Origin of the sequence: Streptomyces koelreuteriae, from assembly GCF_018604545.1 — a bacterium.
Lineage (GTDB): Bacteria > Actinomycetota > Actinomycetes > Streptomycetales > Streptomycetaceae > Streptomyces > Streptomyces koelreuteriae.
Genome location: NZ_CP075896.1, coordinates 622605 through 643857, shown reverse-complemented (window position 1 = coordinate 643857; position 21253 = coordinate 622605). Strand labels below are relative to the sequence as shown.

Sequence of the window (21253 nt, the reverse complement as noted above, 5' to 3'; positions counted from 1 at the left end):
CCGGGACGACGACATGGAGGCGCCTCGCCCCCGCCTCCCCGAGGGGTTCCGGATCGAGGGCTGGGAGATCGGCCCGGTCATCGGCTCCGGCGGCTGGGGGACCGTGTACGAGGCCCGTACGGTCGCCGACGGCACACCCCTGGCGGTGAAGGTGCTGCCGACCGGTGCCCTGGGCCCCGGCCAGCGCGCCGCGCTCGGTGAACTCGTGGCCCGCGAGGTCCGCTTCAGCGCGGAGGCCGACCACCCCCACCTCGTGCGGACCCACGCCGTGTGCACGGTCGAGGCCCCGGAGCTGCCCGCCCTGGACGGTGCGATCGCGCTGGTGATGGACCGTGCCGAGGCGAGCCTGAGGGACGTACTGGACGCCGCCGCGAACGGCCGGCCCATCGACGGCGCCGATCGCGTCCTGCGCGGAGTGGCGGCCGGACTGGCCCATATGCACGACGCCGGCTGGGTGCACGGCGACCTCAAACCCGCCAACGTCCTGCTGGGCCCCGGCGGTCAGGTGTGGCTGGCCGACTTCGGGCTGGCCACCGAACTCGACGGCACCCACGCCCATCTGCCGCCGCTCGGCACCCTCGACCATCTGCCGCCCGAGTGGTGGTCCCAGCGCACCGGCACCCAGGGCGCCGTCGTCCGGCCCACCGCCGACATCTGGGCCTTCGGCGTCCTCGCCCACCAGGTGCTCACCGGCGGACTCCACCCCTTCGCGGGCGCGACGGCCCGGGCCCGCTCGCTCGCCGCCCAGACCTACGCGCGCGGCACCGCGCCCCTGCGGCTCGACGCCGGTCTCGGCGACGACCTGCGCCGGCTGATCGCCGACTGCCTGGCACCGGACCACACCGCCCGCCTCCCGCACACCGCGTCCGGCATCGCCGCCCGCATCGAGGACATCACCGGCCGTCCACGCCGACTCCGCCGGCGGCGCCTGGTGCCGGCCCTCGCGGCCGGGCTCGTCGTCCTGACCGCCGGGGCGGTCGCCGGGGTGGCCCTGCTCGGCGGAGGCGCCGGCACCCGGGACGAGGATCGTGACAACGGTGTCTCCGCCACCGTCACCGACGCGCGAAGACCGGTGCCGGGCGAGATACCCGCGGACTCCGACGTACCGGAGGCGCTGCGCCCCGTCATCGCCCGCGCCGCCCACCGCTGCACCGACGAGGAGATCACGCCCGTCCTGCTCGCCGCGCTGATCAAGGCGGAGAGCGGCTTCGACACCACCGCGTCCCGCCCGGAGAGCGAGGAGTACGGCATCGCCATGTGGACCCCGTCGGTGTTCCGCGCCTGGGCCGTGGACGGGGACGGCGACGGCGACAAGGACCACATGTCGCCGCCGGACGCGATCGCCACGATGAGCCTGTACGTGTGCTGGCTCGACCAGCGCTTCAAACAGGCCGGGCTGCCGAAGAAGGACCTCCCCGCGCTGGTCGCCGCCGGCTACCGCACCAGCGACCGCACCGTCATCGAGGAGGGCGGCGTCCCGGCCCGGGTACGGCCGCACGTGGACAAGGTGCTGCGCTACCTCGCCGAGTACGAGCGCTGACCCCCGCGCATGCGCGAGCGGTGGGCCGGACCCGTCCGGGCCCCGCCCACCGCTCGTCCCCCGTTCCCGTCACGACCGCGCCGGGCCGCACTCCGGGACGTTCGGCAGCCGGTTGTCCGGCGAGCTGATGTAGATGTTGGAGATGTAGCCCCCGTACTGGGGCAGATAGGCCCACCACTCGTTGGTGTAGGGCGGCACGCTGACCACCTGGCCCCGGACCTGACAGCCCACCAGCACCTCGACCCCGGCCGGGAGTTGCGTGACCCGGGCATCGCCGGTGGCCGGGCCCCTGCGGACGTTCACGAACTCGCCCCAGGTGCCGAACCAGGTCCCGGAGGGCCGCACCCCGCCCGGCACGTTCAGCGAGCGGGTCAGCCGGCCGAGGTCGGTGTAGGCCTTCCCGTACGACGTCCCGGCCGGATGCAGCGTCAGCACGGCCACGATCGTCCGGTCGTCCGCGCCCACCGTGCCCGTGGTGTGCAGCGCGGGACGGGTGAGATCCACGGCCGCGGCGCCCTTCGCTCCTGGTGCGGCGGCCGGCTCTGCCGCTGCCGTCGTCCCCGAGGCGCCGCACGTCCCCTTCGCGTACTTCCCGGACCAGCCCTGCTTCACCGCCCAGGGACGGTCGAACGACCCGGCGATGCCGAAATGCTGGTCGAAGCGGTCCGAGGCGCAGCGCGTGGAGCGGCGCAGATTGTCCATGACGAAGTCACGGACGGGCGCGGGTGCCTCGTCCAGCAGATAGCGGTAGATCGCCACGGTGTCGCGGGCCGACAGGGCGGTGTAGCCCCAGTAGCCCTCGTACCCGGCGGGCGGCGGCGCGGTGTCGCGCAGACCGAGCCGGTCGGACATCCGGTCGACGATCGCCGGGCCGCCGCGATTCGACCAGTAGTGGTCCGCCGCATCGTCCCAACTGCTGCGCAGCATCGGCTCCAGCCGGGCCCGGTCGGCCTCGGGGACGGTGTAGTCGGGTCCCCGGTCCCACAGGAAGTCCAGGGCCAGCAGCAGTTTCACGACCGACGCGGACCGGAACCGCGCGCTCTCGTCGACCTGTTCGGTGAAGGTGCCGGTGCGGCGGTCGAAGACCGCGACCCCGGCGGTGACTCCGTCCGGGATCCGGACGGCCTCGGCGCTCCGGTCGGCCTGAACGGCCGTGGCCGGCCGGGGAACCGCCGTCGCGCCGCCCGGAAGCGACACGATCGTGACGACGGTCGCGAGCGCGGCGGCGCCGCGCAGGAGAGTGCGCATGGTTGCCCTTCATGGTCGCCCGACTGTCCGGCGGGACCTGCCCCCGCGCCGCCACCTTAGGAGCAGGTGGGGCGCGGGCGGTCCTGACGTATGTCAGGGAGCCCCCGGAACGGGACGACCTGGGGGTTCGACCCTGATAAGTGTCAGGTGTCGGGGATGTGGTGACGGCCCTTACGGTCACGACCGGACCACCCGTCGACAACGAAAGAGAGCTCATGAGCCGCCGATCGATCAGGACACTGCTCGCCGCCGGGAGCGCCGCCGCGGTGATGGCGCTCCTCCCCACCTCCGCCCAGGCCGCTCCGTACTCGGGCGGCAACTACGGGGCCTACGGGATGGAGGGGCAGTACCCCACCACCTCCTTCTGCTCGGGCTCGTTCCGGCAGATCGGGGCCACCAAGTACGCCGAAGGCATGGCCCTGAAGTACTTCTACTCCGACAAGTGCGGTTCCTTCGCCCGCATCGAGAGTTCCCGGCCCGGCTGCGCGGCCGTGCTGCAGCGATCCAACAGCGGCGCGGCACGGGTCGACGGATGGGTCTCCGAGACCGTCGACTCCGGCATCAACTACGCCTACACGCAGATGGGCAACAACCTCAACGGCCGTGTCTCGCGCGCGCTGCTCTCGTGTGACGGCCACGACCTGACCTCGACCGGCTGGTACTGAGCCGGCTGGTTCTGAGCCGCACCCCCACCCCACAGGACGACAAGAAGGAGTCAGTCATGCGCAGACACATCCGGCGCGCCGCATGTCTCGCCCTGGCCGGCGCGGCCTTGGTGCTGTCGCCCGTCACCGCCCACGCCCAGGAACAGGCGCCCGACTCGGGCACGTCCACGCAGCAGGTGCAGTCCCGGGGCGGCTACTTCCTCGGTGACGGCGTCAACATCCGCAGCAGGCCGGTGGACGGCACGATCCACGGCCAGGGCTACTTCCGCGAGACGTTCACCGCGCACTGCTGGAACGGCGACGGCCACTGGATCTACCTCACCGCTCACCGGGGCAATGTCACCGGGTGGGTCAAGGTCGACTACGTCTACTACACGGACATGGGCCCGATGGGCTACTGCTGACGGACAAGAGCCTGCGGCGGGTCACCGATCACTCGGTGACCCGCCGCAGGCGTGTGGAGCGGAGGGTGCCTCAGCAGTCCGGGACTCCGGCGATCTTCTCGCCGCCCCGGATGTACAGGTTGTTCACCCAGGCGATGTCGCTGCCCGAGAACTCCATGACCGCGGTCCACCAGTTGTTGGTGCCCACGGCCGGGTCGTGCACCCGCTGGCCCTGCGTCTGGCACACGGCGTCCCCCCACCACTTCGAACGGACCGCGAGACGCGGGGAGTCGGTGGTCGGCTGCTGGCGCAGGTTGACGTTGGTCGCCCAGATGTAGACGTCGGTGAGGGTCGGGTCGCCGCTGTTCGCCGCGGCGGCCGGGGCCGCGTGGGCGGTGCCGGCGAGCGCGCCGACGGTGAGCGCGACGGCCGCGAGGCCCATGGTGGTACGGCTGATCATTCGCTTCATGTGTCTGTCCCCCGTGAGACGTTGATGTGGTCGGGAGTGGTCATGGTCCGGGTCAGCAGCGCGCCGAGGACGGCAGGTCGCCGTACTCGTTGCCCTTGAGGTACACGGCGCTGACGTAGCCCTCCAGGAGCTTCACCCAGACGTCGTTGCTGTAGCCGTTGTCGGTGATGCGCTCGCCACGGGTCCAGCAGTAGGCGCCGAGAGGCTGGCCCGCCGGGCTCGTGGTGATCTTGCCGTAGGAAGTGCCCGGCCCGTAGCGGACGTTGACGTTCTCGTACGGCACGACCGCGTAGGGTGCCGCCTTGACGCGGGCGACGCCCTCCTGGCCGGCGGCCGACGCCGCGGCGGTTCCCGCGGTGAGCGGGCCGAGCAGCGCGAGCGCCCCGGCGCCGACGAGCGCGGCCCTGGCGAAGATGCGAGTGGACATGTCGATTTCCCCCTGAACTGATGTTCGGCGGTGCGGCTCGTGGCCGACGCTCAGTAATGTAGGGAGACCCGGGGCGACACGGTCCCTGACAATTGTCAGGGTCGTCCGGGACGGCAGGGACTCGGCGGGATCGGGGGCGTTCGGCCACCCTGCCGGACGCGGCCGAAAACCGCTCGACGCCCCCGGCCGCCTCCGCCTACGATCCACGGCGCGGCTTCGCGTGCCGGTCACCGGCCGGGTGAGGCATGGAGGCGCCGCGGAGATGCCCGTGGAGGCATTGACCAGTGTCAGTCGAGTTCAATCACACCATCGTTCTGTCCCGGGACCGGGAGAAGTCCGCTCGTTTTCTCGCGGAGATCCTGGGACTCGAGGTCGGGGCTCCGGCCGGAGTGTTCCTGCCGGTGACGACCGCCAACGGCGTCACGCTGGACTTTCTCACCATCGACGCCGACATTCCCATGCAGCACTACGCGTTCCTCGTCTCCGAGGAAGAGTTCGACGAGGCCCTCGCCCGGCTCGTCGAGGCCCGGATCCCCATCCAGGCCGACCCGCACGGCAACCAGCCGCGCCGCATCAACCGCCACGACGGGGGCCGAGGCGTCTACTTCCTCGACCCGGCCGGCCACGGCCTGGAAATCATCACCCGCCCCTACGGCGCCGACCCGGCGTCCCCGCTGAACGGCGTCACGGAGGACGTGCCCGGGGCGGTCTGATCCTGCCCTTGGGCGAGGGCCGTTGTCAGTGGTGGCTGGCAGCATCGCGGTCATGACGGATGCGATGTTCGACTGGCGGCCCTTCCTCGTCCGGTGGAGCGAGGAGTGGGGGGACGCGTTAGGCCCCGACGACTCGCGCGGCGAGCCGGACGAGGAAGCCCGGCGGGCGGGATGGCTGGGCTTCGCTCCGGCGCCGGATGCCCGGATCGCGGCCCTGGAGGAGCGGCTGGGTCTCCGACTGCCGCCGTCCTACCGGGCGTTCCTCCAGGTGACCGACGGGTGGCGGCACGCGGGCGGGTTCGTCTGGCGGCTCGCCGGCACCGAGGACCTCCGCCGGCACGAGGACGCGTCCGGCCTCGCCGAGTGGTTGCGGGAGGAGCTGGACGAGGACTCCACGCCGGAGGAGGTGCTGCTCGCCGGGATGGGGGAGCGCGCCCTGCAACTGGACGTGGAGTCCGATGCCACGTACGTCCTGATGGACCCGGGAGACGTGGGTGACGACGGCGAATGGGCCGTGTACGAGCACGCCACCTGGAGCGGCGACTTCCACCCCCGACGGCACGCGTCCTTCCGGGCGTTCATGGAGGCGATGCACCGCCAGTTCCACATGCTGAGGGCGAGCCGCCTGGGCGAGGAGTTCACCAACAGCACGACACAGGCCCTGGACAGGGCGGTCGACAACGCCCGGCTGGACGCGCTGCGCGGGCACCACGAGCAGGCGGACACGGCTCTGGCGGAGGCGGAGGAGTACGGCAGACCGCGCGCCAAGGCGCTGCGCGACCAGATACGCCGGATGCTGGGGGACTCCCACCTCGTCGACTTCGGCCCGCTCAAGGCCGATCCGCTGTACGCGCCGGAGGTGCTGCCCGTTCTCGCGCCCCAGCACGTGCGCGATGGCGCGGGGTGGAAGTCCCACGTGCGGACGGTTCCGAAGGCGGCGCGCGCGACGGCTGACGAGATCCTGCGGCAGGTGCTGCAGGGCACCTTCCGCTACACGGTCGACGGGCCCTTCGGCCGAGCCGTGGACGAGGCCCGCGAGCAGGCACGGTGGGGCGAGACGGACGCCGCGTGGCGCACCCTGCGGGCCGCGCTCCCGAGCTGGCGGCCCCTCGGCCCGGATCACCTCGCCCCGGTCGGCCTGCTCGCCGATCCGCTCCTGGGCCCGCTGCTCACCGCCGACCGGGGACGAGAGCTGCTGGCGACGCCCAGGGGCGGGGAGACGGGCACCGCGCCGGCGCCCACGGCCGATGCCGATCCGCCGGGCCTGGCGTGGCTGGCGGAGGGGGAACCGACCGGACGCGGGTACCGGTTCGTGCTCGTGGAGGGTGTGGAACCGGCCGAGTTGCCCGACCGGCTCGCCGACGACACGGCCGGCCTGAACGAGCCGATGGAGCTGTGGCGGGCACGTCAGGGCCGGAGCGGGAACGGCCTGTCCGCCACACCGTGGGAGGACCGTGCCCTGGCTGCCGTGGGGCGGGCCGGACCCGGCTGGAGCTTCGCCTTCGACGTGGAGCCGTGGCACTTCCACGAGCGGACGTTCCGCTCCCCGGCGGGCCCGGCGTCCCGCGGCAGCCGCGCGGTGGTCGTCTGGGGCGACCTCTCCGGACTGTTCCACCTGTCCGTGGGCGAGGACGGTGCGGAGAAGTACGCCTTCACCGTCCAGGGCACCGCGACCCGCCGCAGAGGAGCGGTACCGCCCGCGCTTGACCCCGACCGCTTCTTCGGACCGCCCGCGGACGCGTCCCCGGGCGAGGCCCGCCCCTGGCAGGAGGCCGAGCGCGAGGCCCTGTCGGCCGTCGCGGCCGAGTTCGGCGTACGGCTCCCGCGCTTCGCGCTCACCTGCGGACGGCTGCACACCTTCACGACGCTGTCCTGGACCCGGCCACCGGAGCCCGGGGCGGTGTATCAGTTCGGGACCTTCACCGTGCATCCGCTGCCCGGTCCCGACGAGGGAGGAGGAACGGGGTGGTGAGCACGAGGGTGCCGGCCAGGGCGATGGCTGCGCGGGGGCCGGTCAGGGCCGCCAGGAGGCCCCACAGGGCGGTCACGGCTGCGAGGGCGGCCTTGCCGGTGGCCGACCAGGCGGCCAGGGTCCGCGTGACCCGGCTCGAGGGGGTCCGCTCAAGGCGGTAGGTGGCGAACACCGGGTTGAACACGGCGCAGCAGGTGATCAGCCCGAACTCGACCACCATGACGAGCGCCAGCCCGGCCGCGCCGGGGCCGACGAAGGCCAGTCCGAGCGGCCAGCCCGCCCGCAGCACCCCGGCCGTGAACAGCACCCGGTGCCGGCCGAACCGGGCGACGAGCCGTGGCGCCAGCCGGGAGCCGAGCAGGCCGCCGGTACAGGGCACCGAGAAGGCGAGGGCGTACTGCCAGGGGGCGAAGCGCAGGTCGTCGACCATCAGGACCAGGAGCGGTGGCGAGGCCGCCAGGACCAGGGCGTTGAACAGGACCGTGTGGAAGAACAGCGGGCGCAGGCCCGGATCGGCCAGGATGTACCGCCAGCCGTCGAGCAGGTCGCCCGCCCGGGGCCGGGCCGCGGCGGACAGGGACCGGACAGGAGGTTTCTCGCCGCCGCCGATCGCCCCGATCCCGCACGCCGAGAGCAGGTAGCTCACCGCGTTCGCCACCACGCTCGTCACCGGCCCGAACAGCCCGATCGCGGCCCCGCCCAGCGGCGGCCCGACCATGCTCGCGGTCCAGTTCGTCGCCTCGAACCGCCCGTTCGCGACGAGCAGGTCCCCCGGGGGCACCAAGTCCTTCAGGAACGCCCCGGCCGCCGCGTTGAAGGTGATGTCGGACGCCGCGACGGCCACCGACACCAGCAGCAACTGACCGAAGCTCAGCCGGTCCAGCGCGAACGCCACGGGGATGCTCAGCAGCACCGCGCACCGGACCAGGTCGGTCGCGATCATCACCGGCCGTTTGCGGCGTACCTCCGCCCACGGCCCGAGCGGCACCGACACCACCGCGCCGACCGCCGGTCCCACCGCGGCCAGCAGCGCCACCTGCGCCGCCCCGGCGTGCAGCACGAGGACCGCGATCAGGGCGAACGCGTCGAACGCGAGCCAGGTACCGGCCGTGCTGACCGCGTACGCACTCCACAGCCACCCGAACCGCCGCCCCAGCGATCGTCTGCCCGCCATGCCCGGCGCACACCCCCGGCTCCCACGGACAACCTGGTGTTGTCCGGGAGCCATCCAAGCGAGGGCCGGACGCGGCCAGCAAACAACCATCCGGTACCCGAGCCACAACCAACCGTTGTGCCTCGGCCGTGCGGATGGAGCCTGGCCTCCGCGTCAGCGCTGGTACAGCCCCACCAGCGTCCCGTCCGCCAGCCGGCGCCGCTCGACCTCCTCGTGCACCTGGTCCGCTCCGGGCGCGTCGGGCAGGACGCACGGTTCGGACAGGGCGTAGAGCCGGAAGAAGTAGTGATGGGCGTCGTCACCCGGCGGGGGATGCGGCCCGCCCCAGCCCTGCTGCCCGTAGCTGTTGACAAGCTCCGTGCCGCCCGGCGGACAGTGCCCGGCCTCGACGCCGGCGCTGTGCGGGTCGATGCCGACCACGACCCAGTGCGCGAAGGTGCCCGACGGGGCGTCGGGGTCCTCGCAGAGCAGGAGCAGCTCCGCCGCGTCGTCCGGTACGCCGCTCCAGGCGAGCGGCGGGGAGACGTTCGGTCCCTCGTAGGAGTACCGGCGCGCGAGGAAGGAATGGTCGTTGAACGCGTTGCTGCTGAGTTCGATGCCGGTCATGTGGCCCGGAGTACCCCTACGGGACCCGGACATGCGGCGCGGGCGCGGGGCGGCGGGACCGATCGCCGGGCCGGCTGAGCGGCCCCGGTTCATCCGCCCGCCAGCGCCAGCGATCCGTCGGGTGCCGGCGTCACACCCACCCCGCCGCTGATCCGGTCGAGCGTCGCCCGCAGCCAGGCACGGTCCGCCCCGGACGCCGGCTCCAGCCGCATCCGCCGCGCCCGCAACGGCACCATGCGCAGCCCGGCCAGCCGTCCGCTGTCCCCCTCGACCGAGACGAGGAACGCGAGCCGCAGATCGTCGCGGTACTCCTCGTAGCCGGAGATCCCCTCGTAGTCGTCGACGAAGTCGCCGCAGCCGTAGAGGATCAGCCGGTCCCGGTACACCTCCAGCGGGCGGGGGTGGTGCGAGGAATGGCCGTGGACGACGTCGACACCGCCGTCCACCAGGGCGCGCGCGAAACGGACCTGCTCGCGGGGGACGCGGAAGCCCCAGTTCGAGCCCCAGTGCACGGACACGACGGTGAGATCACCGGGCCGTACGACCCGCCGGACGTGCCGCACCACGGCGTCGGCCGCGGTCGGCGAGAGCGCCGGCACGTACGCGACCCCCGGCAGCTCTCCCGTCGCCGCCCAGCCGGACGGGATCCCGCTGGAGCGCGCCCCGAGGGCGAACACCAGCAGGCGGCGGCCGCCGGGGAGAGGGACCGCGGCGGGTGCGTACGCCGCTGCGGCGACGCGCCCCGCACCCGCCGTCCGCAGACCGGCCCGGGCCAGCGCGTCCAGCGTCTCCAGCAGGCCGGGGCGGCCGAAGTCCAGGACGTGGTTGTTGGCGAGGACGGTCACATCGGGCCGGGCCACGGCCAGGGCCGGCAGGTTGGCCGGGTGCATCCGGTAGTGGATCTCCTTGTCCGGCGCGAACGTGTCGCCGCTCGTCACCGACGTCTCCAGATTCACGATCCGGGCGTCCGGCGCCGACTCGTCCAGCACGCGCAGCGCCTCGCCCCACGGCCAGGAGGGCGGGACGGGAACGGGCACCGGGCCGTGCGCCGACTCCGTCAGCCGGACGTAGGCGCGCGCGTCATCGACGTACGCCTCCCGCAGTGCCGGATCGCAGGGATGCGCCAGGATCTGGTCCACGCCGCGCCCGAGCATCACGTCACCGCACAGGAACAGCGTCACGATGCCGCCGCCCACACCTCCACGGTAGGACCACCGCGCGGCCATCCAGGACGCTCAGGCCTTGCGGGTCTCAGGCGTCGACCCTCACCGCACACGACCACCCGTACGGATCCGGCCCGATCCGCAGTTCCTCCCACGCCACCGCCGTCGGGACCGAACCGGTGATCGCCACGTCCGCGAGCCCGATGACCGCCAGTCGCACGTCCAGGCCGCCGTCGGCCTCGTCCGCCTCCACGTCCACGGGCACCTGGCCGTACTCCTCCCACCGGAAGATGACCTCGTCCAGCAGCGTGGCCAGCAGATCGTCGTCGCTGGCCTCGGCCAGCCGCACCCGGTCCACGGCGGTGGCCCGCACCCCGGAGACGTCCGCGAAACACTCCACCAACGCCAGGACGGCTTCCGCCAGACAGTGCTCCCGGCACGCCGCCCACGCCTCGATCCGGACGTCACCTGGATGCGGCACCGTCCGGTGCCCGCACTCGCCCGGCTGCCGTCCCTGCCCGCCGTCGCCCGTGTCACCGCCCATGAACTGCGCTTGCCCGACAGCGGCCCACCCATGCAGCGCCGGTCGCCGCAGCCGTCAGAGGGGCTCGTCCGCGAGGTACGGCGGAGCCGGGTCGTACTGGATGTAGCGGCGCACGGCCCGCGCGTGATCCCGCCCGTGCAGCCGGCCGACGAGCCACAGCGCGCTGTCGATGCCGGCCGAGACGCCCTGGCTGGTGACCAGGTTGCCGTCCACGACGTAGCGGACGTCCCGGACGACCGTCACATCGCCCCGCGCCTCCAGGGCGTCCTCCTGACCCCAATGCGTGGCCACCCGGCGACCGCGCGCGGGACCGGCCGCGTGCAGCAGGAAGGTGCCGGTGCACACGCCGTGCACCCAGGAGGCCCGCTGAGCCGTCCTTCCGATCCAGTCGGTGAGCACCGGGTTGTGGAGCTGGACCTCACGCGCGCCTCGCCCGCCCGGCACATGCAGCACGTCCAGGGGCGGATGGTCGTCCAGGGTGTGGTCGGGCAGCACGCGCAGGCCCTTGTTGCAGCGCACCGGGCCGGGATGCTCGGAGACGAGCACGGCCGTGTCGGCGCCGTCGCGCAGCCGGGCGGAGACGGTGAAGACCTCCCAGGGCCCCACGAAGTCGAGCTCCTCGGCTTCCTCGAAGACCAGCAGTCCGTAGGTCGTCATACGTTTTCTCCTTCTTCTGAGGCGTCTTCTTCTGAGGAGTCGTGGACGCCGGTGAGGCCCGTGGTGGAGCGGAACCGGGCGCGATAGTCCGACGGCGCGACGCCGAGCCGGCGGTGGAACGTGCGGCGCAGGGTCTCCGCCGTGGCGAAGCCGCAGTGGCGGGCGATCGCCTCGACCGGTTCGTCCCCCTCGGTCAGCGCGCGCCGGGCGGCCTCGACACGCACCCGCTCGACATACGCGGCGGGTGGCACGCCCAGTTCGGCGGTGAAGCGGCGCTGGAGGTGACGCGGGCTCAGCCCGGCGTGGGTCGCGAGGGCGGCGATGTCGTGGCGGGCCCCCGGATCGGCGTGGATCGCGCCGACGGCGGCCCGCACCGGGTCCGTCGCCGGCTGCCGCGACCAGAGCGCCACGCTGAACTGCGACTGGCCGCCCGGACGGCGCAGGAACAGCACCAGCCGGCGGGCCACCGCGTGCGCGACGTCCCGGCCCAGGTCGTCCTCCACCAGGGCGAGCGCCAGATCCATGCCCGAGGTCACCCCGGCCGAGGTCCACACCCGCCCGTCCCGGACGAAGATCGGGTCGCAGTCCACCCGCGCCTCGGGATGCTCCCGGGCCAGCTGCTCCTCCCGGGCCCAGTGCGTGGTGACCCGCCGCCCGTCCAGCAGCCCCGCCGCCGCCAGCAGGAACACCCCGCTGCACACCGAGGCGACCCGTCGGGCACCGGCCGCGGCGGCGGCGATCCAGGCGACCAGCGCCGCGTCCTCCCGGGCGTGGTCGACACCCCGGCCGCCGACCACCACCAGGGTGTCCGTCCCGGCCGGGTCCAGGTCCGCCACGCCGTGCACTGCGTGCACGAGCAGCCCGCTGACCGACCTGACCGGTCCGGCCCGGGTCGCCACGATCTCGCAGACGTAGTCGCCCGCACTGTGGAACACCTCGTGCGGGCCGGTGAGATCGAGCGGCTGGAAGCCGTCGAAAACGACGAAGACGATACGACGTGGAGTCACTCGCGCAGTCACCCTTCCACGCTCCGTCCGCCCGGGTCATGGCGTCAACGACACGCATCCCACAGATCGCGCCACGCCACACGCGGGACGTCCGTCGCCGCGTGGGTAGGCGGACGGCGGAACCCGCCAGTGGACCGGGGAGAGGAGGCCTCCGATGATCACCCAGACCGTCACCGTGCCCGCGGGCGGCGCCGCGCTCACCGGTGATCTGGACCTGCCGCCGGACGCCCGCGCGGTCGTGCTGTTCGCGCACGGCAGCGGCAGCTCCCGGCACAGCCCCCGCAACCGAGAGGTCGCCGCCGGCCTGCGCACCGCCGGACTCGGCACCCTGCTGATCGACCTGCTCACCGAGGAGGAGGAACGGCGGGACCTGCGCACTGCCGAACTCCGCTTCGACATCCCCCTGCTGGGACGCCGGCTGGTGGCCGCCGTCGACTGGCTGGAGCAGTGGTACGCCACCCAGAGCCTGCCCGTCGTCCTGTTCGGCGCCAGCACCGGCGCGGGCGCGGCCCTGGTCGCCGCCGCCGAACGGCCCGGCCGGGTGACGGCGGTCGTCTCGCGCGGTGGCCGGCCCGACCTGGCGGGCGACGCCCTGGACGCCGTACGGGCCCCGGTGCTGCTCATCGTGGGAGGCAGGGACCAGCACGTGCTGCGCCTCAACGAGGAAGCGGCCCGGCGGCTGCACGCCCCGCACACCCTCCACGTGGTGCCCGGCGCCACCCATCTGTTCGAGGAGCCCGGCACGCTGGACCGCGTCACCGAGGCCGCCCGGCAGTGGTGCGACGAACGGCTGAGCACCACGGCGGGCTGACACCGCCCGGAACCGGCCGCCGGTGCGTCGTCCGCCGGGCAGGGGGTACGCGGAGCCCGGGCCGGCCGGGGCCCTCTCCGTGCGGGAAGCAGAGGTGACCGTCATGCGGTTCCGCGATCGCCGGCAGGCAGGCCGGGAACTGGCCGAGAAGCTGCGCGCCCGGCAGGACGCGGGCGCGCTGCCCCGTCCGCTCGTCCTCGCCCTGCCCCGCGGCGGCGTCGCCGTGGCGAGCGAGGTCGCGGCGGCGCTGGACGCCCCGCTCGACGTGCTCGTCGTACGGAAGATCGGGGCGCCCTACCAGGAGGAGTACGGCGTCGGCGCGATGGCCGGGGACGAGGTGCCGCTCCTCGACGAGGAAGCCCTGCGTCATCTGGGCCTCGGCGTGGCCGACCTCGCCCCCGTCATCGAGCGGGAGCGCGCGGAACTGCGCCGCCGCGAGCGGCTGTACCGGCAGGGCCGCCCCGCGCCCGACCTGCGCGGACGGACGGTGATCGTCGTCGACGACGGCCTGGCGACCGGTTCCACGGCCCGCGCCGCCCTGCGCTCCGTACGCCGTCAGGAGCCCGCACGGGTGGTGCTGGCCGCGCCGGTGTGCTCGCCGGAGGCGGCGGAGCTGATGCGCGCCGAGGCCGACGAGGTGCTCTGCCTCCACCAGCCGGCCGCGTTCATGGCCGTGGGCCTCTGGTACGAGAACTTCGACCAACTGACGGATCACGACGTCCTGGAGGCGCTCCACGTGCAGCTGTGACCATTTGTTCACCTTGCAGGACTGGCGGAAATCGGCCAAGACAGACAACTATGTGCCATCCCCACACCTGCACCAGGAGTAACAAGTGAACGTCTCGCTGTCCGTGTGGCTGCTGACGGTGGCAGCCCTGTGCGTGCTCGTCGCCGTCGACTTCTTCGTCGGCCGCAAGCCCCACGACGTGTCCATCAAGGAAGCCGGGACATGGACGGTGGTGTGGATCGTCCTGGCCGTGCTGTTCGGTCTGGGGCTCTGGTACTTCGGTGGGAGCGGGCCCACCGGTGAGTTCTTCGCCGGGTACATCACCGAGAAGTCGCTGAGCGTGGACAACCTCTTCGTGTTCGTCCTGATCATGGGGAAGTTCGCGGTGCCCTCGCAGTACCAGCAGCGGGTGCTGATGGTCGGCGTGCTGATGGCCCTGGTGCTGCGAGCGATCTTCATCGCGGCCGGCGCGGCGATCATCTCCGCCTTCTCCTGGGTGTTCTACATCTTCGGCGCCTTCCTGATCTGGACCGCGTGGAAGCTGGTCCAGGACGCGCGCAAGGACCAGCACGAGGAGGAGTACCAGGAGAACAAGCTGCTGAAGATGGCGGAGGAGCGCTTCGGCGTGGCCGACCGCTACCACGGCACGAAGCTGTTCATCACCGAGAACGGCAAGCGGATCATGACCCCGATGCTGGTCGTGATGCTCGCGATCGGCTCCACCGACGTGCTGTTCGCCCTCGACTCCATCCCCGCGATCTACGGCCTCACCCAGGACCCGTACATCGTGTTCACCGCGAATGCCTTCGCCCTGATGGGCCTGCGCCAGCTCTACTTCCTGATCGGCGGCCTGCTGAAGAAGCTGGTCCACCTCTCCTACGGCCTGTCGATCATCCTGGGCTTCATCGGCGTGAAGCTGGTGCTGCACGCGCTGCACGAGTCGGGCGTGCACGTCCCCGAGATCAGCATCCCCTTCTCGCTCGGGTTCATCCTGCTGGTCCTGACGGTCACGACGATCACCAGCCTGCGGGCCTCGAAGAAGCAGGAGGCCGAGGAGGCGGAGGAGCGCGCGGCCGACTCCCGATAGGCCCCGCCCGGGGCGTGTGTCAGACGACCCCGTCCGCGCGCAGTGCCGCCACCTCCTCGTCGGTGCGGCCCAGTTCGGTGAGGATCGCCCCGGTGTGCTCGCCGACCGCCGGTACGGGGTCCATGCGCGCGGGCACGCCCGCGAGGTCGGCCGGTGGAAGCAGGGCCTCGACGGTGGCGCCCGGCACCGCGACCTCGGTCCAGCGGCCGCGGCCGGCCAGCACCGGGTGGTCCAGGAACGCGGCGACGTCGTTGACCCCGGCGCAGGCGATGCCGATGCGCTCCAGGTCCTTGAGGATCTCGTCGGAGCCGGAGCGGGCGATACGGCCGGCGACGACGGTGTTGAGCTCCTCGCGGTGGGCGACGCGGTCGGAGGCGGTGGCGAAGCGCGGATCGTCGACCAGCTCCGGCCGGCCGAGGAACTCCGCGCACAGGGCCGCCCATTCCCGCTCGTTCTGGATGGAGAACAGCACCTCCTTGCCGTCGGCGGCCGGGTACGTCCCGTACGGCGCGATGGTGGCGTGCTGGGTGCCGAGCCGCGGGGGCTGGATGCCGCCGTGCCGGGTGTAGTAGGCGGGCTGGCCCATCCACTCCGCGAGCGCCTCGAACAGGGACACCTCCACGGGGTGGGCCTCGCCGGTGGTGGCGCGGGTGTACAGGGCGGTGAGGACGCCGCTGTAGGCGTACATCCCGGCGGCGATGTCGGCCACGGAGATCCCGGTCCGCGCCGTCCCCTCCGGGGTTCCCGTCAGGGACACCAGCCCGGTCTGGCACTGCACGAGCAGGTCGTAGGCCTTGCGGTCGGCCCAGGGTCCTGTCGTGCCGTAGCCCGAGATCGTGCAGGGGATCAGGCCGGGGCGGTGGCTCATGACGGTCTCCGCGTCCAGGCCGAGCCGGGCGGCGGCGCCTGGGGCGAGGTTCTGCACGAAGACATCGGCGCCGTCGAGGAGGTCGTGCAGGATCTCACGGCCGCGCGGGGCCTTGAGGTCCAGCGTGAGGGACTCCTTGGAGCGGTTGAGCCACACGAAATAGCTGGAGTGGCCGTGCACGGTCGTGTCGTAACGGCGGGCGAAGTCGCCGCCGCCCGGCCGCTCCACCTTGATCACACGCGCACCGAGATCGGCGAGCTGCCGGGTGGCGTACGGCGCGGCCACGGCCTGCTCCACACTGACCACCGTGACCCCGGACAGGGGATAGCGCTGCACGCTCATGCCTCATGCTCCTGAACCTCGTACGGACGGCGCCCGGACAGTCTCTCCCGGGCGGCGGGCCGTGGCACGGGCCGAGGGCGCGATCTGGATCACGACGGGCCGTATCACAACGGGGTCCTCGCCGCACGCGGCCGGTCGGCTACGGACGGGCCAGGTGCCGCATGGCCAGGGCCAGTTGGAGCCGGAGTCGGCCCTGTGGGGTGCGCAGCGGCCAGCCGAGCAGGTGCTCCGCGTGGGTCAGCCGGTCCTGGAGGGTGGAGTGGTGGACGTTGATCCCGGCGGCGGCCGCCCGCAGGCTCGTCGTGGACGCCACCGCGTGCAGGGTGGCCGACAGCCAGGGCGTGGTCGCCGCGGCCGCCTCCAGGGCACGGACGTCGGGCGGCGGCTCGGCGCCCGGTACGACGAGATCGGCGAGCAGGGCGATCCCGCCCAGCTCATCGGCGTGCACGACCCGTGGTCCGGGGTCCTGCGGGGTGCCCTCGGCGGTGAAGCGCAGGGCGGTACGGGCCGCCGTCCAGGAGCGGGGCAGGTCGAGCACCGGCACGGCGGGGCCGACCCCGAGTCGGGCCTCCGGAGGAGCCGGGCGGGACCCCGCGACCCCCGCGACCCCCGCCCCGGCGGGTACGACCCGGGGTCGGTCGCCCAGCGGGGCGAGAACCCGCGCCGGTGCCGTGAGATCCAGACCGAGGCGACGCGCGGCGTACAGGCGGGCCTGCTCTGGGGCCGTGGCATCGAGGAGCGTCTCCACCAGCGCCGGATCATCGGCCGGGGCCCGACCGCGCGTCCGGTCGAGAACGAGCCGCAGGGCAGCGGCGGCACGTTCGAGTATCACGGCGTCGACGACGCTGAGGGAGTGCGCGGCGGGTTCCGAGTCGGCCGCGCCGGGTTGGGTTCCGGCTCGCGCTGCGACGACCTGGCTGGGTGCTGGCCCGGGCTGCTTGGTGGTGACCCGGCCAGGTGCTGCTTCGGCCTGCTGGGAGGCGACCCGGCTTGGCGTGGCCCCGCCATGCCCGGCGGTGGCCATGCCGGGTCCGGCCGCGGTGGGCATTGCGATGACCCGGCCGGGTGCGGCCTCCTCCTGCTCCGCGTCGACCCGGTCGGGTGCGGCCCCGGCGTCCTCCGCGACGACCCCACCGGGTTCTGCCCCGCCCTGCTCCTCATCGGCCCGGCTTGGCGTCGCCCCATCCTGCTCTGTGATGGCCACGCCGGACCCGGACCCGGCCGCCCCCTCCGAAGCGCCCCCGCCCCGCTCCAGCCACAGCAATGCCGGTCCGTTCGGGCTCAGTCGGGCCGAGGGCCAGGTGGGGTCCGGTGGCGTCTCGGTGTCCTGGCGGGCGCCGTCGGGCTGTACGCGGACATGGACGCGGCGCTCGGGGTCCACCAGCCGGGCCGGACAGCCGGACAGCACGGCGGCGCCGCGTACGAGTGCCTCGACACCGGCCCGGGACTCGGCGAGGCGGTCGAAGTAGGCGATGACCCGGACCGCCGCACCGGCATCCGGGTCGAGCGCGGTCAGGCGTCCGGCCAGCTCTTTCATGGGCCTATGGTGCGCCATGCGGCTGCCAGGTCAGGAGAGAAGCCCGCCGTCACCCGTTCAGAAGCCTCCGCAGCCAGTCCACGTGCGCCGCCCTGGCCGACTGGGACAGCGCGGCCTGCGGTGCGAAACCGTCGAAGCCGTGGAAGCCACCCGGCCAGACGTGGAGTTCGGCCACGCCACCGGCCTGCCAGATGCGCGAGGCGTAGGCGACGACCTCGTCGCGGAAGGTCTCCGCCGAGCCGACGTCAAGGAAGGCCGGGGGCAACCCGGTCAGATCCTCGGCCCGGGCCGGCGCCGCGTACGCCGGTACGTCGGGCCCGCCGCGCCGCGAGCCCAGCAGCGCGCTCCAGCCGGTCTCGTTGGCGGTGCGGTCCCACACTCCGAGGCCCGCCATCTGGTACGTGGACGGCGTGTCGTTGCGGTCGTCGAGCATCGGGCACATCAGGACCTGCCCGATCAGCCGTGGCCCCTTGCGGTCCCGGGTGAGCAGGGCGAGGGCCGCGCACAGCCCGCCGCCCGCACTCGCCCCCGCGACGACGATCCGCTCGGGGTCGGCGCCCAGCTCGGCGGCATGCTCGGCCGTCCACAGCAGCCCGGCGTACACGTCCTCGACCGGCGCGGGATGCGGATGCTCAGGCGCCAGCCGGTACTCCACGGACACCACGACCGCGTCCAGCGCCCGCGCCCATGCCAGCGGGACGTCGACCCCGACCCGGTTGTTCCCGATCACCATGCCGCCGCCGTGCACGTGGTAGATGACGGGCCGCGCCCCGGCTGCCGCCGGAAGGGCCGGGCGGCAGATCAGCAGCGAGATGTCGGGCTCGCCCTGCGGACCGGGCACCTGCCGGTCCTCCACCACGAACGTCCCGCCCATGGTCAGGTCCAGCTCGGCCAGCAGCTCGATGCCCGGGCCCTGACGCACCTCGGCGATCTGGTCCGGCGTCAGCCCCGGGCTGATCATGTCCTTGATCAGCTCCAGGGCACCGGCGAGTTCGGGATCGAAGGGCGGCGGCACATGCGTCATGGCGTCTCCTCACGCGAGGTCACGGCGGCTCGTGCTGCCATGTTCGTCCCCACCGCCCCGGCCCCGGGCGCCGCCGAGCGGCGGAACCTGCCCGCCGTACGGCGGGTGGCGCCCGAATGACGGGTGAGGGCGGCCGCCGCGGACGCGGCGACCGGCACGCACCCCTTGAGCTTCAACCATCAACCGACGGCGCCACCAACATACGCGCAGGTCATGTACGCGATTCCCGTACGCGGTGAGCCCGCAGATCCGGCGGAGCCCGAGCGCTCAGCGGCTCGCCGTGTCCGACCGCGCCGGAGCGGAGCCGGAGGCCGGTCCGCTGCGGGAGACGACGCGGGTCCCGCGGGCGTCGACGACCCGGACCTGCAGCGAGCCGCAGCCGCAGCGCGTCCACTCCGTGCGGCCCGTGGCGGTGGTGTGCCGGGACAGCACCTGGAACGGCTCGCCCCCGTCCGGCCAGCCGCAGTGCGGGCAGGCGGTGGCGTGGGTGCTGGTCATGGCTGACTCCTCGTACGTCGTGGCTGGTTGACCGTCGCGACACAGCCAGGGTGCGTCGAGATCTCCGTACACGTCCAGGTTGACTTTGTGGACCGCATTGTGAAGCTTGGACTACATGATTGACCTGCGCAGGCTGCACGTCCTCAGGGCTGTCTCCCACTACGGCACGGTCACCGCGGCCGCCCGGGCCCTGCACTTCACCCCGTCCGCCGCCTCCCAGCAGATCCGGCAGCTCGCCCGCGATCTGGACGTCGAACTGCTGGAGCCCCAGGGGCGCGGAGTGCGCCTCACCCCGGCCGCCGAGAGCCTCCTGGCGCACGCCGACGCCATCCAGGCCCGCTGGGACCTGGCCGAACTCGACCTACGGGCCGATCACGGAGCGCCCTCCGGGTTGCTGCGCGTGACCGGATTCCCCGTCGCGATCTCGGTGCTGCTGGCCCCGATGGCGGCCCGGCTGGGCGAGCGGCATCCGCGGCTGTCCGTACGGATCACCGAGGCGGGTGTCCCCGAGAGCTTCGATCTGCTCTTCGAGGGGGAGTGCGAACTGGCGATCGTCGAGGCCACCCCGCTCAACCCGCCGCTGAGCGACACGCGGTTCGACCAGCAGCCGCTGCTGGACGACCCGTTCGACCTGGTCGTCCCCGAAGGGCACCGGCTCGCGGGGCGGGCCCGGGTCGATCTCGCCGAGGCGGCGCGCGAGGCGTGGATCGCGCCGGTGGAGGAGAGCCCCTGCCGTCCGCACGTGCTGTCCGCCTGCGGCGCGGCGGGGTTCACGCCCGACGTCGTCCACCACGCCCTGGACTGGAACGTCACCGCCCACCTCGTCGCCCACCGGCTCGGCGTCGCCCTCGTCCCACGCCTGGCCCACCTGACCCCGCACCTGCCGATCACCCGGGTCCGCTGCACAGGCAACCCCCACCGCAAGCTCCTGACCTGCACCCGCGGCGGCGGCCACGCCCGCCCGGCGGTCGCGGCGGCCCTCAGGGAGCTGCGCGAACTGGCCCCTACGGCGGTTGCCTGACCCGTTCGCGGTATCGCCGTCCGGGGGAGGCCTCAGCGCCCCGGCGCCCCCACCCGCAGCCCGTCCATGACGAAGTCCAGCAGCCGGGCGGCGCGCGGTTGCCAGTCGGTGTGGGGGTCGATCGTCCAGAGGCCGCCGATCGTGAGGAAGAGATCGTCCGCGGTGATCCCCGGGCGGATGGTGCCGGCCTCCTCGGCGGCCCGCAGCAGCAGTTCGGCGGCCTCCGTCACCGGGGTGTGTCCCGGCTTCGCGGGCTGCCCCGGTGCGCTCGTGGCCTGGCGGATGGCGTCGGCCAGGCCCGCCTTGGTCATGGCGAACCGCGCGAGCCGGTCCATCCACTCGCGCAGCGCCCGGTCGGGTTCCCGGCTCTCCAGCAGGGGCGCGGCGCTGTCGGCGACCTGCCGCATCTCGTGGCGGTAGATCTCCAGGACGAGTGCCTCACGGCTGGGGAAGTGGCGGTAGAAGGTCCCCTGCCCGACGCAGGCCTTCTTGGCGATCGAACTCAGCGGCGCGTCCGCCGACCGCGTCAATTCGGCCAGCGCCACTTCCAGGATGCGCTCGCGATTGCGCTGCGCGTCCGAGCGCAGGGGAGCGTCCTTCTTCTGCCGCACTCGCCCTCCTCGCGATCCCATGGCCGAAACCCGGCCCTTGTTAAGCGGACAGTTGTCCGTTACGTTTTCGGGTAACGGACAACTGTCCGCTTGCTCCATCGTATCGGTGTGCCGTCCGCGCGGACAGCCCGCGCCCCTGCCTCCTGTGCCTCCTGGCCT

Annotated in this window: 24 protein-coding genes; 10 read left to right on the top strand and 14 right to left on the bottom strand. The window is 73.1% G+C overall.

Annotated features, from left to right (window positions below; translation table 11 throughout):
• The first annotated feature begins 13 nt into the window (after positions 1–13).
• The gene (locus KJK29_RS02925) at positions 14–1540 is read left to right on the top strand and encodes a serine/threonine-protein kinase (protein ID WP_215117018.1); all 1527 of its coding nucleotides are present in this window, start codon (positions 14–16) and stop codon (positions 1538–1540) included.
• Between the two features lie 69 nt (positions 1541–1609).
• On the opposite strand, the gene KJK29_RS02920 is transcribed toward KJK29_RS02925, so the two are convergent.
• Positions 1610–2788, bottom strand: a complete 1179-nt coding sequence (locus tag KJK29_RS02920) for a hypothetical protein (RefSeq protein WP_215117017.1) — start codon at positions 2786–2788, stop codon at positions 1610–1612.
• A 215-nt stretch (positions 2789–3003) separates the two neighbouring features.
• Here KJK29_RS02920 and KJK29_RS02915 point away from each other — a divergent pair, with 215 nt between their 5' ends.
• Together KJK29_RS02915 and KJK29_RS02910 are read left to right on the top strand one after the other, a co-directional pair.
• Complete coding sequence (locus tag KJK29_RS02915; RefSeq protein ID WP_215117016.1) at positions 3004–3453, top strand: hypothetical protein; 450 nt, start codon at positions 3004–3006, stop codon at positions 3451–3453.
• Positions 3454–3509: 56 nt separating this feature from the next.
• Entirely contained in the window at positions 3510–3857 is a 348-nt protein-coding gene (locus KJK29_RS02910) for a hypothetical protein (protein ID WP_215117015.1), read from the top strand.
• A 70-nt stretch (positions 3858–3927) separates the two neighbouring features.
• Here the strand turns inward: KJK29_RS02910 and KJK29_RS02905 are convergent, their stop codons facing one another.
• A complete protein-coding gene (locus KJK29_RS02905; protein ID WP_215117014.1) occupies positions 3928–4305 on the bottom strand; it encodes a peptidase M23 in 378 nt (125 codons plus the stop codon).
• A gap of 52 nt (positions 4306–4357) precedes the next feature.
• Positions 4358–4732: an SH3 domain-containing protein gene (locus KJK29_RS02900; RefSeq protein WP_189722426.1), complete on the bottom strand. Its 375-nt coding sequence runs from the start codon at positions 4730–4732 to the stop codon at positions 4358–4360.
• Between the two features lie 284 nt (positions 4733–5016).
• Between KJK29_RS02900 and KJK29_RS02895 the strand changes: the two genes are divergently transcribed.
• Positions 5017–5445 carry a VOC family protein gene (locus KJK29_RS02895; protein WP_215117013.1) on the top strand — a complete coding sequence of 143 codons (429 nt, stop codon included), beginning with the start codon at positions 5017–5019 and terminating at the stop codon, positions 5443–5445.
• 52 nt (positions 5446–5497) lie between these two features.
• Positions 5498–7417 carry an SMI1/KNR4 family protein gene (locus KJK29_RS02890; RefSeq protein ID WP_215117012.1) on the top strand — a complete coding sequence of 640 codons (1920 nt, stop codon included), beginning with the start codon at positions 5498–5500 and terminating at the stop codon, positions 7415–7417.
• Here the strand turns inward: KJK29_RS02890 and KJK29_RS02885 are convergent.
• From KJK29_RS02885 to KJK29_RS02860, 6 genes are all read right to left on the bottom strand, one after another.
• The gene (locus tag KJK29_RS02885) at positions 7365–8591 is read right to left on the bottom strand and encodes an MFS transporter (protein WP_215117011.1); all 1227 of its coding nucleotides are present in this window, start codon (positions 8589–8591) and stop codon (positions 7365–7367) included. The two genes, KJK29_RS02890 and KJK29_RS02885, sit on opposite strands and share 53 nt — an antisense overlap.
• 153 nt (positions 8592–8744) lie before the next feature.
• Positions 8745–9197: a YbhB/YbcL family Raf kinase inhibitor-like protein gene (locus KJK29_RS02880; RefSeq protein WP_215117010.1), complete on the bottom strand. Its 453-nt coding sequence runs from the start codon at positions 9195–9197 to the stop codon at positions 8745–8747.
• A gap of 89 nt (positions 9198–9286) precedes the next feature.
• Positions 9287–10393, bottom strand: a complete 1107-nt coding sequence (locus KJK29_RS02875) for a CapA family protein (protein ID WP_215117009.1) — start codon at positions 10391–10393, stop codon at positions 9287–9289.
• Between the two features lie 55 nt (positions 10394–10448).
• Complete coding sequence (locus KJK29_RS02870) at positions 10449–10904, bottom strand: archease (protein ID WP_215117008.1); 456 nt, start codon at positions 10902–10904, stop codon at positions 10449–10451.
• A 54-nt stretch (positions 10905–10958) separates the two neighbouring features.
• Positions 10959–11561 carry a DJ-1/PfpI family protein gene (locus KJK29_RS02865; protein ID WP_215117007.1) on the bottom strand — a complete coding sequence of 201 codons (603 nt, stop codon included), beginning with the start codon at positions 11559–11561 and terminating at the stop codon, positions 10959–10961.
• A complete protein-coding gene (locus KJK29_RS02860; RefSeq protein ID WP_215117006.1) occupies positions 11558–12568 on the bottom strand; it encodes a GlxA family transcriptional regulator in 1011 nt (336 codons plus the stop codon). Before KJK29_RS02860 ends, KJK29_RS02865 begins: the two co-directional genes overlap by 4 nt.
• Positions 12569–12722: 154 nt before the next feature.
• On the opposite strand from KJK29_RS02860, the gene KJK29_RS02855 reads away from it, so the two are divergent.
• The 3 genes from KJK29_RS02855 to KJK29_RS02845 all read left to right on the top strand — a co-directional run bounded on the left by KJK29_RS02855 (position 12723) and on the right by KJK29_RS02845 (position 15193).
• The gene (locus KJK29_RS02855; RefSeq protein ID WP_215117005.1) at positions 12723–13379 is read left to right on the top strand and encodes a dienelactone hydrolase family protein; all 657 of its coding nucleotides are present in this window, start codon (positions 12723–12725) and stop codon (positions 13377–13379) included.
• A 103-nt stretch (positions 13380–13482) separates the two neighbouring features.
• A complete protein-coding gene (locus KJK29_RS02850) occupies positions 13483–14127 on the top strand; it encodes a phosphoribosyltransferase (RefSeq protein ID WP_215117004.1) in 645 nt (214 codons plus the stop codon).
• 85 nt (positions 14128–14212) lie between these two features.
• Positions 14213–15193 carry a TerC family protein gene (locus tag KJK29_RS02845; protein WP_215117003.1) on the top strand — a complete coding sequence of 327 codons (981 nt, stop codon included), beginning with the start codon at positions 14213–14215 and terminating at the stop codon, positions 15191–15193.
• Positions 15194–15212: 19 nt separating this feature from the next.
• On the opposite strand, the gene KJK29_RS02840 is transcribed toward KJK29_RS02845, so the two are convergent.
• The 3 genes from KJK29_RS02840 to KJK29_RS02830 all read right to left on the bottom strand — a co-directional run bounded on the left by KJK29_RS02840 (position 15213) and on the right by KJK29_RS02830 (position 18964).
• Complete coding sequence (locus tag KJK29_RS02840) at positions 15213–16403, bottom strand: CaiB/BaiF CoA transferase family protein (protein ID WP_215117002.1); 1191 nt, start codon at positions 16401–16403, stop codon at positions 15213–15215.
• A gap of 139 nt (positions 16404–16542) precedes the next feature.
• A complete protein-coding gene (locus KJK29_RS39325; RefSeq protein ID WP_215117001.1) occupies positions 16543–17940 on the bottom strand; it encodes a helix-turn-helix domain-containing protein in 1398 nt (465 codons plus the stop codon).
• A 49-nt stretch (positions 17941–17989) separates the two neighbouring features.
• A complete protein-coding gene (locus tag KJK29_RS02830; protein ID WP_215117000.1) occupies positions 17990–18964 on the bottom strand; it encodes an alpha/beta hydrolase in 975 nt (324 codons plus the stop codon).
• Here KJK29_RS02830 and KJK29_RS39135 point away from each other — a divergent pair.
• The gene (locus KJK29_RS39135; RefSeq protein WP_255961272.1) at positions 18956–19084 is read left to right on the top strand and encodes a hypothetical protein; all 129 of its coding nucleotides are present in this window, start codon (positions 18956–18958) and stop codon (positions 19082–19084) included. The two genes, KJK29_RS02830 and KJK29_RS39135, sit on opposite strands and share 9 nt — an antisense overlap.
• A gap of 147 nt (positions 19085–19231) precedes the next feature.
• Here KJK29_RS39135 and KJK29_RS02825 read toward each other — a convergent pair whose 3' ends face one another.
• The gene (locus KJK29_RS02825; RefSeq protein ID WP_215116999.1) at positions 19232–19462 is read right to left on the bottom strand and encodes a hypothetical protein; all 231 of its coding nucleotides are present in this window, start codon (positions 19460–19462) and stop codon (positions 19232–19234) included.
• A gap of 115 nt (positions 19463–19577) precedes the next feature.
• Here KJK29_RS02825 and KJK29_RS02820 point away from each other — a divergent pair, with 115 nt between their 5' ends.
• Positions 19578–20483, top strand: coding sequence for a LysR family transcriptional regulator (locus tag KJK29_RS02820; RefSeq protein ID WP_215116998.1), 906 nt, complete (start codon positions 19578–19580; stop codon positions 20481–20483).
• Between the two features lie 32 nt (positions 20484–20515).
• On the opposite strand, the gene KJK29_RS02815 is transcribed toward KJK29_RS02820, so the two are convergent.
• Positions 20516–21094 (bottom strand): TetR/AcrR family transcriptional regulator, encoded by a 579-nt coding sequence (locus tag KJK29_RS02815; RefSeq protein ID WP_215116997.1) that lies wholly within the window; start codon positions 21092–21094, stop codon positions 20516–20518.
• Between the last annotated feature and the right edge of the window lie 159 nt (positions 21095–21253).

Coding starts and splice junctions, on each gene's coding strand:
- KJK29_RS02830 (WP_215117000.1), bottom strand. CDS start 18,964: ATGACGCATGTGCCGCCGCCCTTCGATCCCGAACTCGCCGGTGCCCTG.
- KJK29_RS02920 (WP_215117017.1), bottom strand. CDS start 2,788: ATGCGCACTCTCCTGCGCGGCGCCGCCGCGCTCGCGACCGTCGTCACG.
- KJK29_RS02910 (WP_215117015.1), top strand. CDS start 3,510: ATGCGCAGACACATCCGGCGCGCCGCATGTCTCGCCCTGGCCGGCGCG.
- KJK29_RS02855 (WP_215117005.1), top strand. CDS start 12,723: ATGATCACCCAGACCGTCACCGTGCCCGCGGGCGGCGCCGCGCTCACC.
- KJK29_RS02905 (WP_215117014.1), bottom strand. CDS start 4,305: ATGAAGCGAATGATCAGCCGTACCACCATGGGCCTCGCGGCCGTCGCG.
- KJK29_RS02900 (WP_189722426.1), bottom strand. CDS start 4,732: ATGTCCACTCGCATCTTCGCCAGGGCCGCGCTCGTCGGCGCCGGGGCG.
- KJK29_RS02870 (WP_215117008.1), bottom strand. CDS start 10,904: ATGGGCGGTGACACGGGCGACGGCGGGCAGGGACGGCAGCCGGGCGAG.
- KJK29_RS02825 (WP_215116999.1), bottom strand. CDS start 19,462: ATGACCAGCACCCACGCCACCGCCTGCCCGCACTGCGGCTGGCCGGAC.
- KJK29_RS02840 (WP_215117002.1), bottom strand. CDS start 16,403: ATGAGCGTGCAGCGCTATCCCCTGTCCGGGGTCACGGTGGTCAGTGTG.
- KJK29_RS02850 (WP_215117004.1), top strand. CDS start 13,483: ATGCGGTTCCGCGATCGCCGGCAGGCAGGCCGGGAACTGGCCGAGAAG.
- KJK29_RS02880 (WP_215117010.1), bottom strand. CDS start 9,197: ATGACCGGCATCGAACTCAGCAGCAACGCGTTCAACGACCATTCCTTC.
- KJK29_RS02820 (WP_215116998.1), top strand. CDS start 19,578: ATGATTGACCTGCGCAGGCTGCACGTCCTCAGGGCTGTCTCCCACTAC.
- KJK29_RS39325 (WP_215117001.1), bottom strand. CDS start 17,940: ATGAAAGAGCTGGCCGGACGCCTGACCGCGCTCGACCCGGATGCCGGT.
- KJK29_RS02890 (WP_215117012.1), top strand. CDS start 5,498: ATGACGGATGCGATGTTCGACTGGCGGCCCTTCCTCGTCCGGTGGAGC.
- KJK29_RS02865 (WP_215117007.1), bottom strand. CDS start 11,561: ATGACGACCTACGGACTGCTGGTCTTCGAGGAAGCCGAGGAGCTCGAC.
- KJK29_RS02925 (WP_215117018.1), top strand. CDS start 14: ATGGAGGCGCCTCGCCCCCGCCTCCCCGAGGGGTTCCGGATCGAGGGC.
- KJK29_RS02885 (WP_215117011.1), bottom strand. CDS start 8,591: ATGGCGGGCAGACGATCGCTGGGGCGGCGGTTCGGGTGGCTGTGGAGT.
- KJK29_RS39135 (WP_255961272.1), top strand. CDS start 18,956: ATGCGTCATGGCGTCTCCTCACGCGAGGTCACGGCGGCTCGTGCTGCC.
- KJK29_RS02915 (WP_215117016.1), top strand. CDS start 3,004: ATGAGCCGCCGATCGATCAGGACACTGCTCGCCGCCGGGAGCGCCGCC.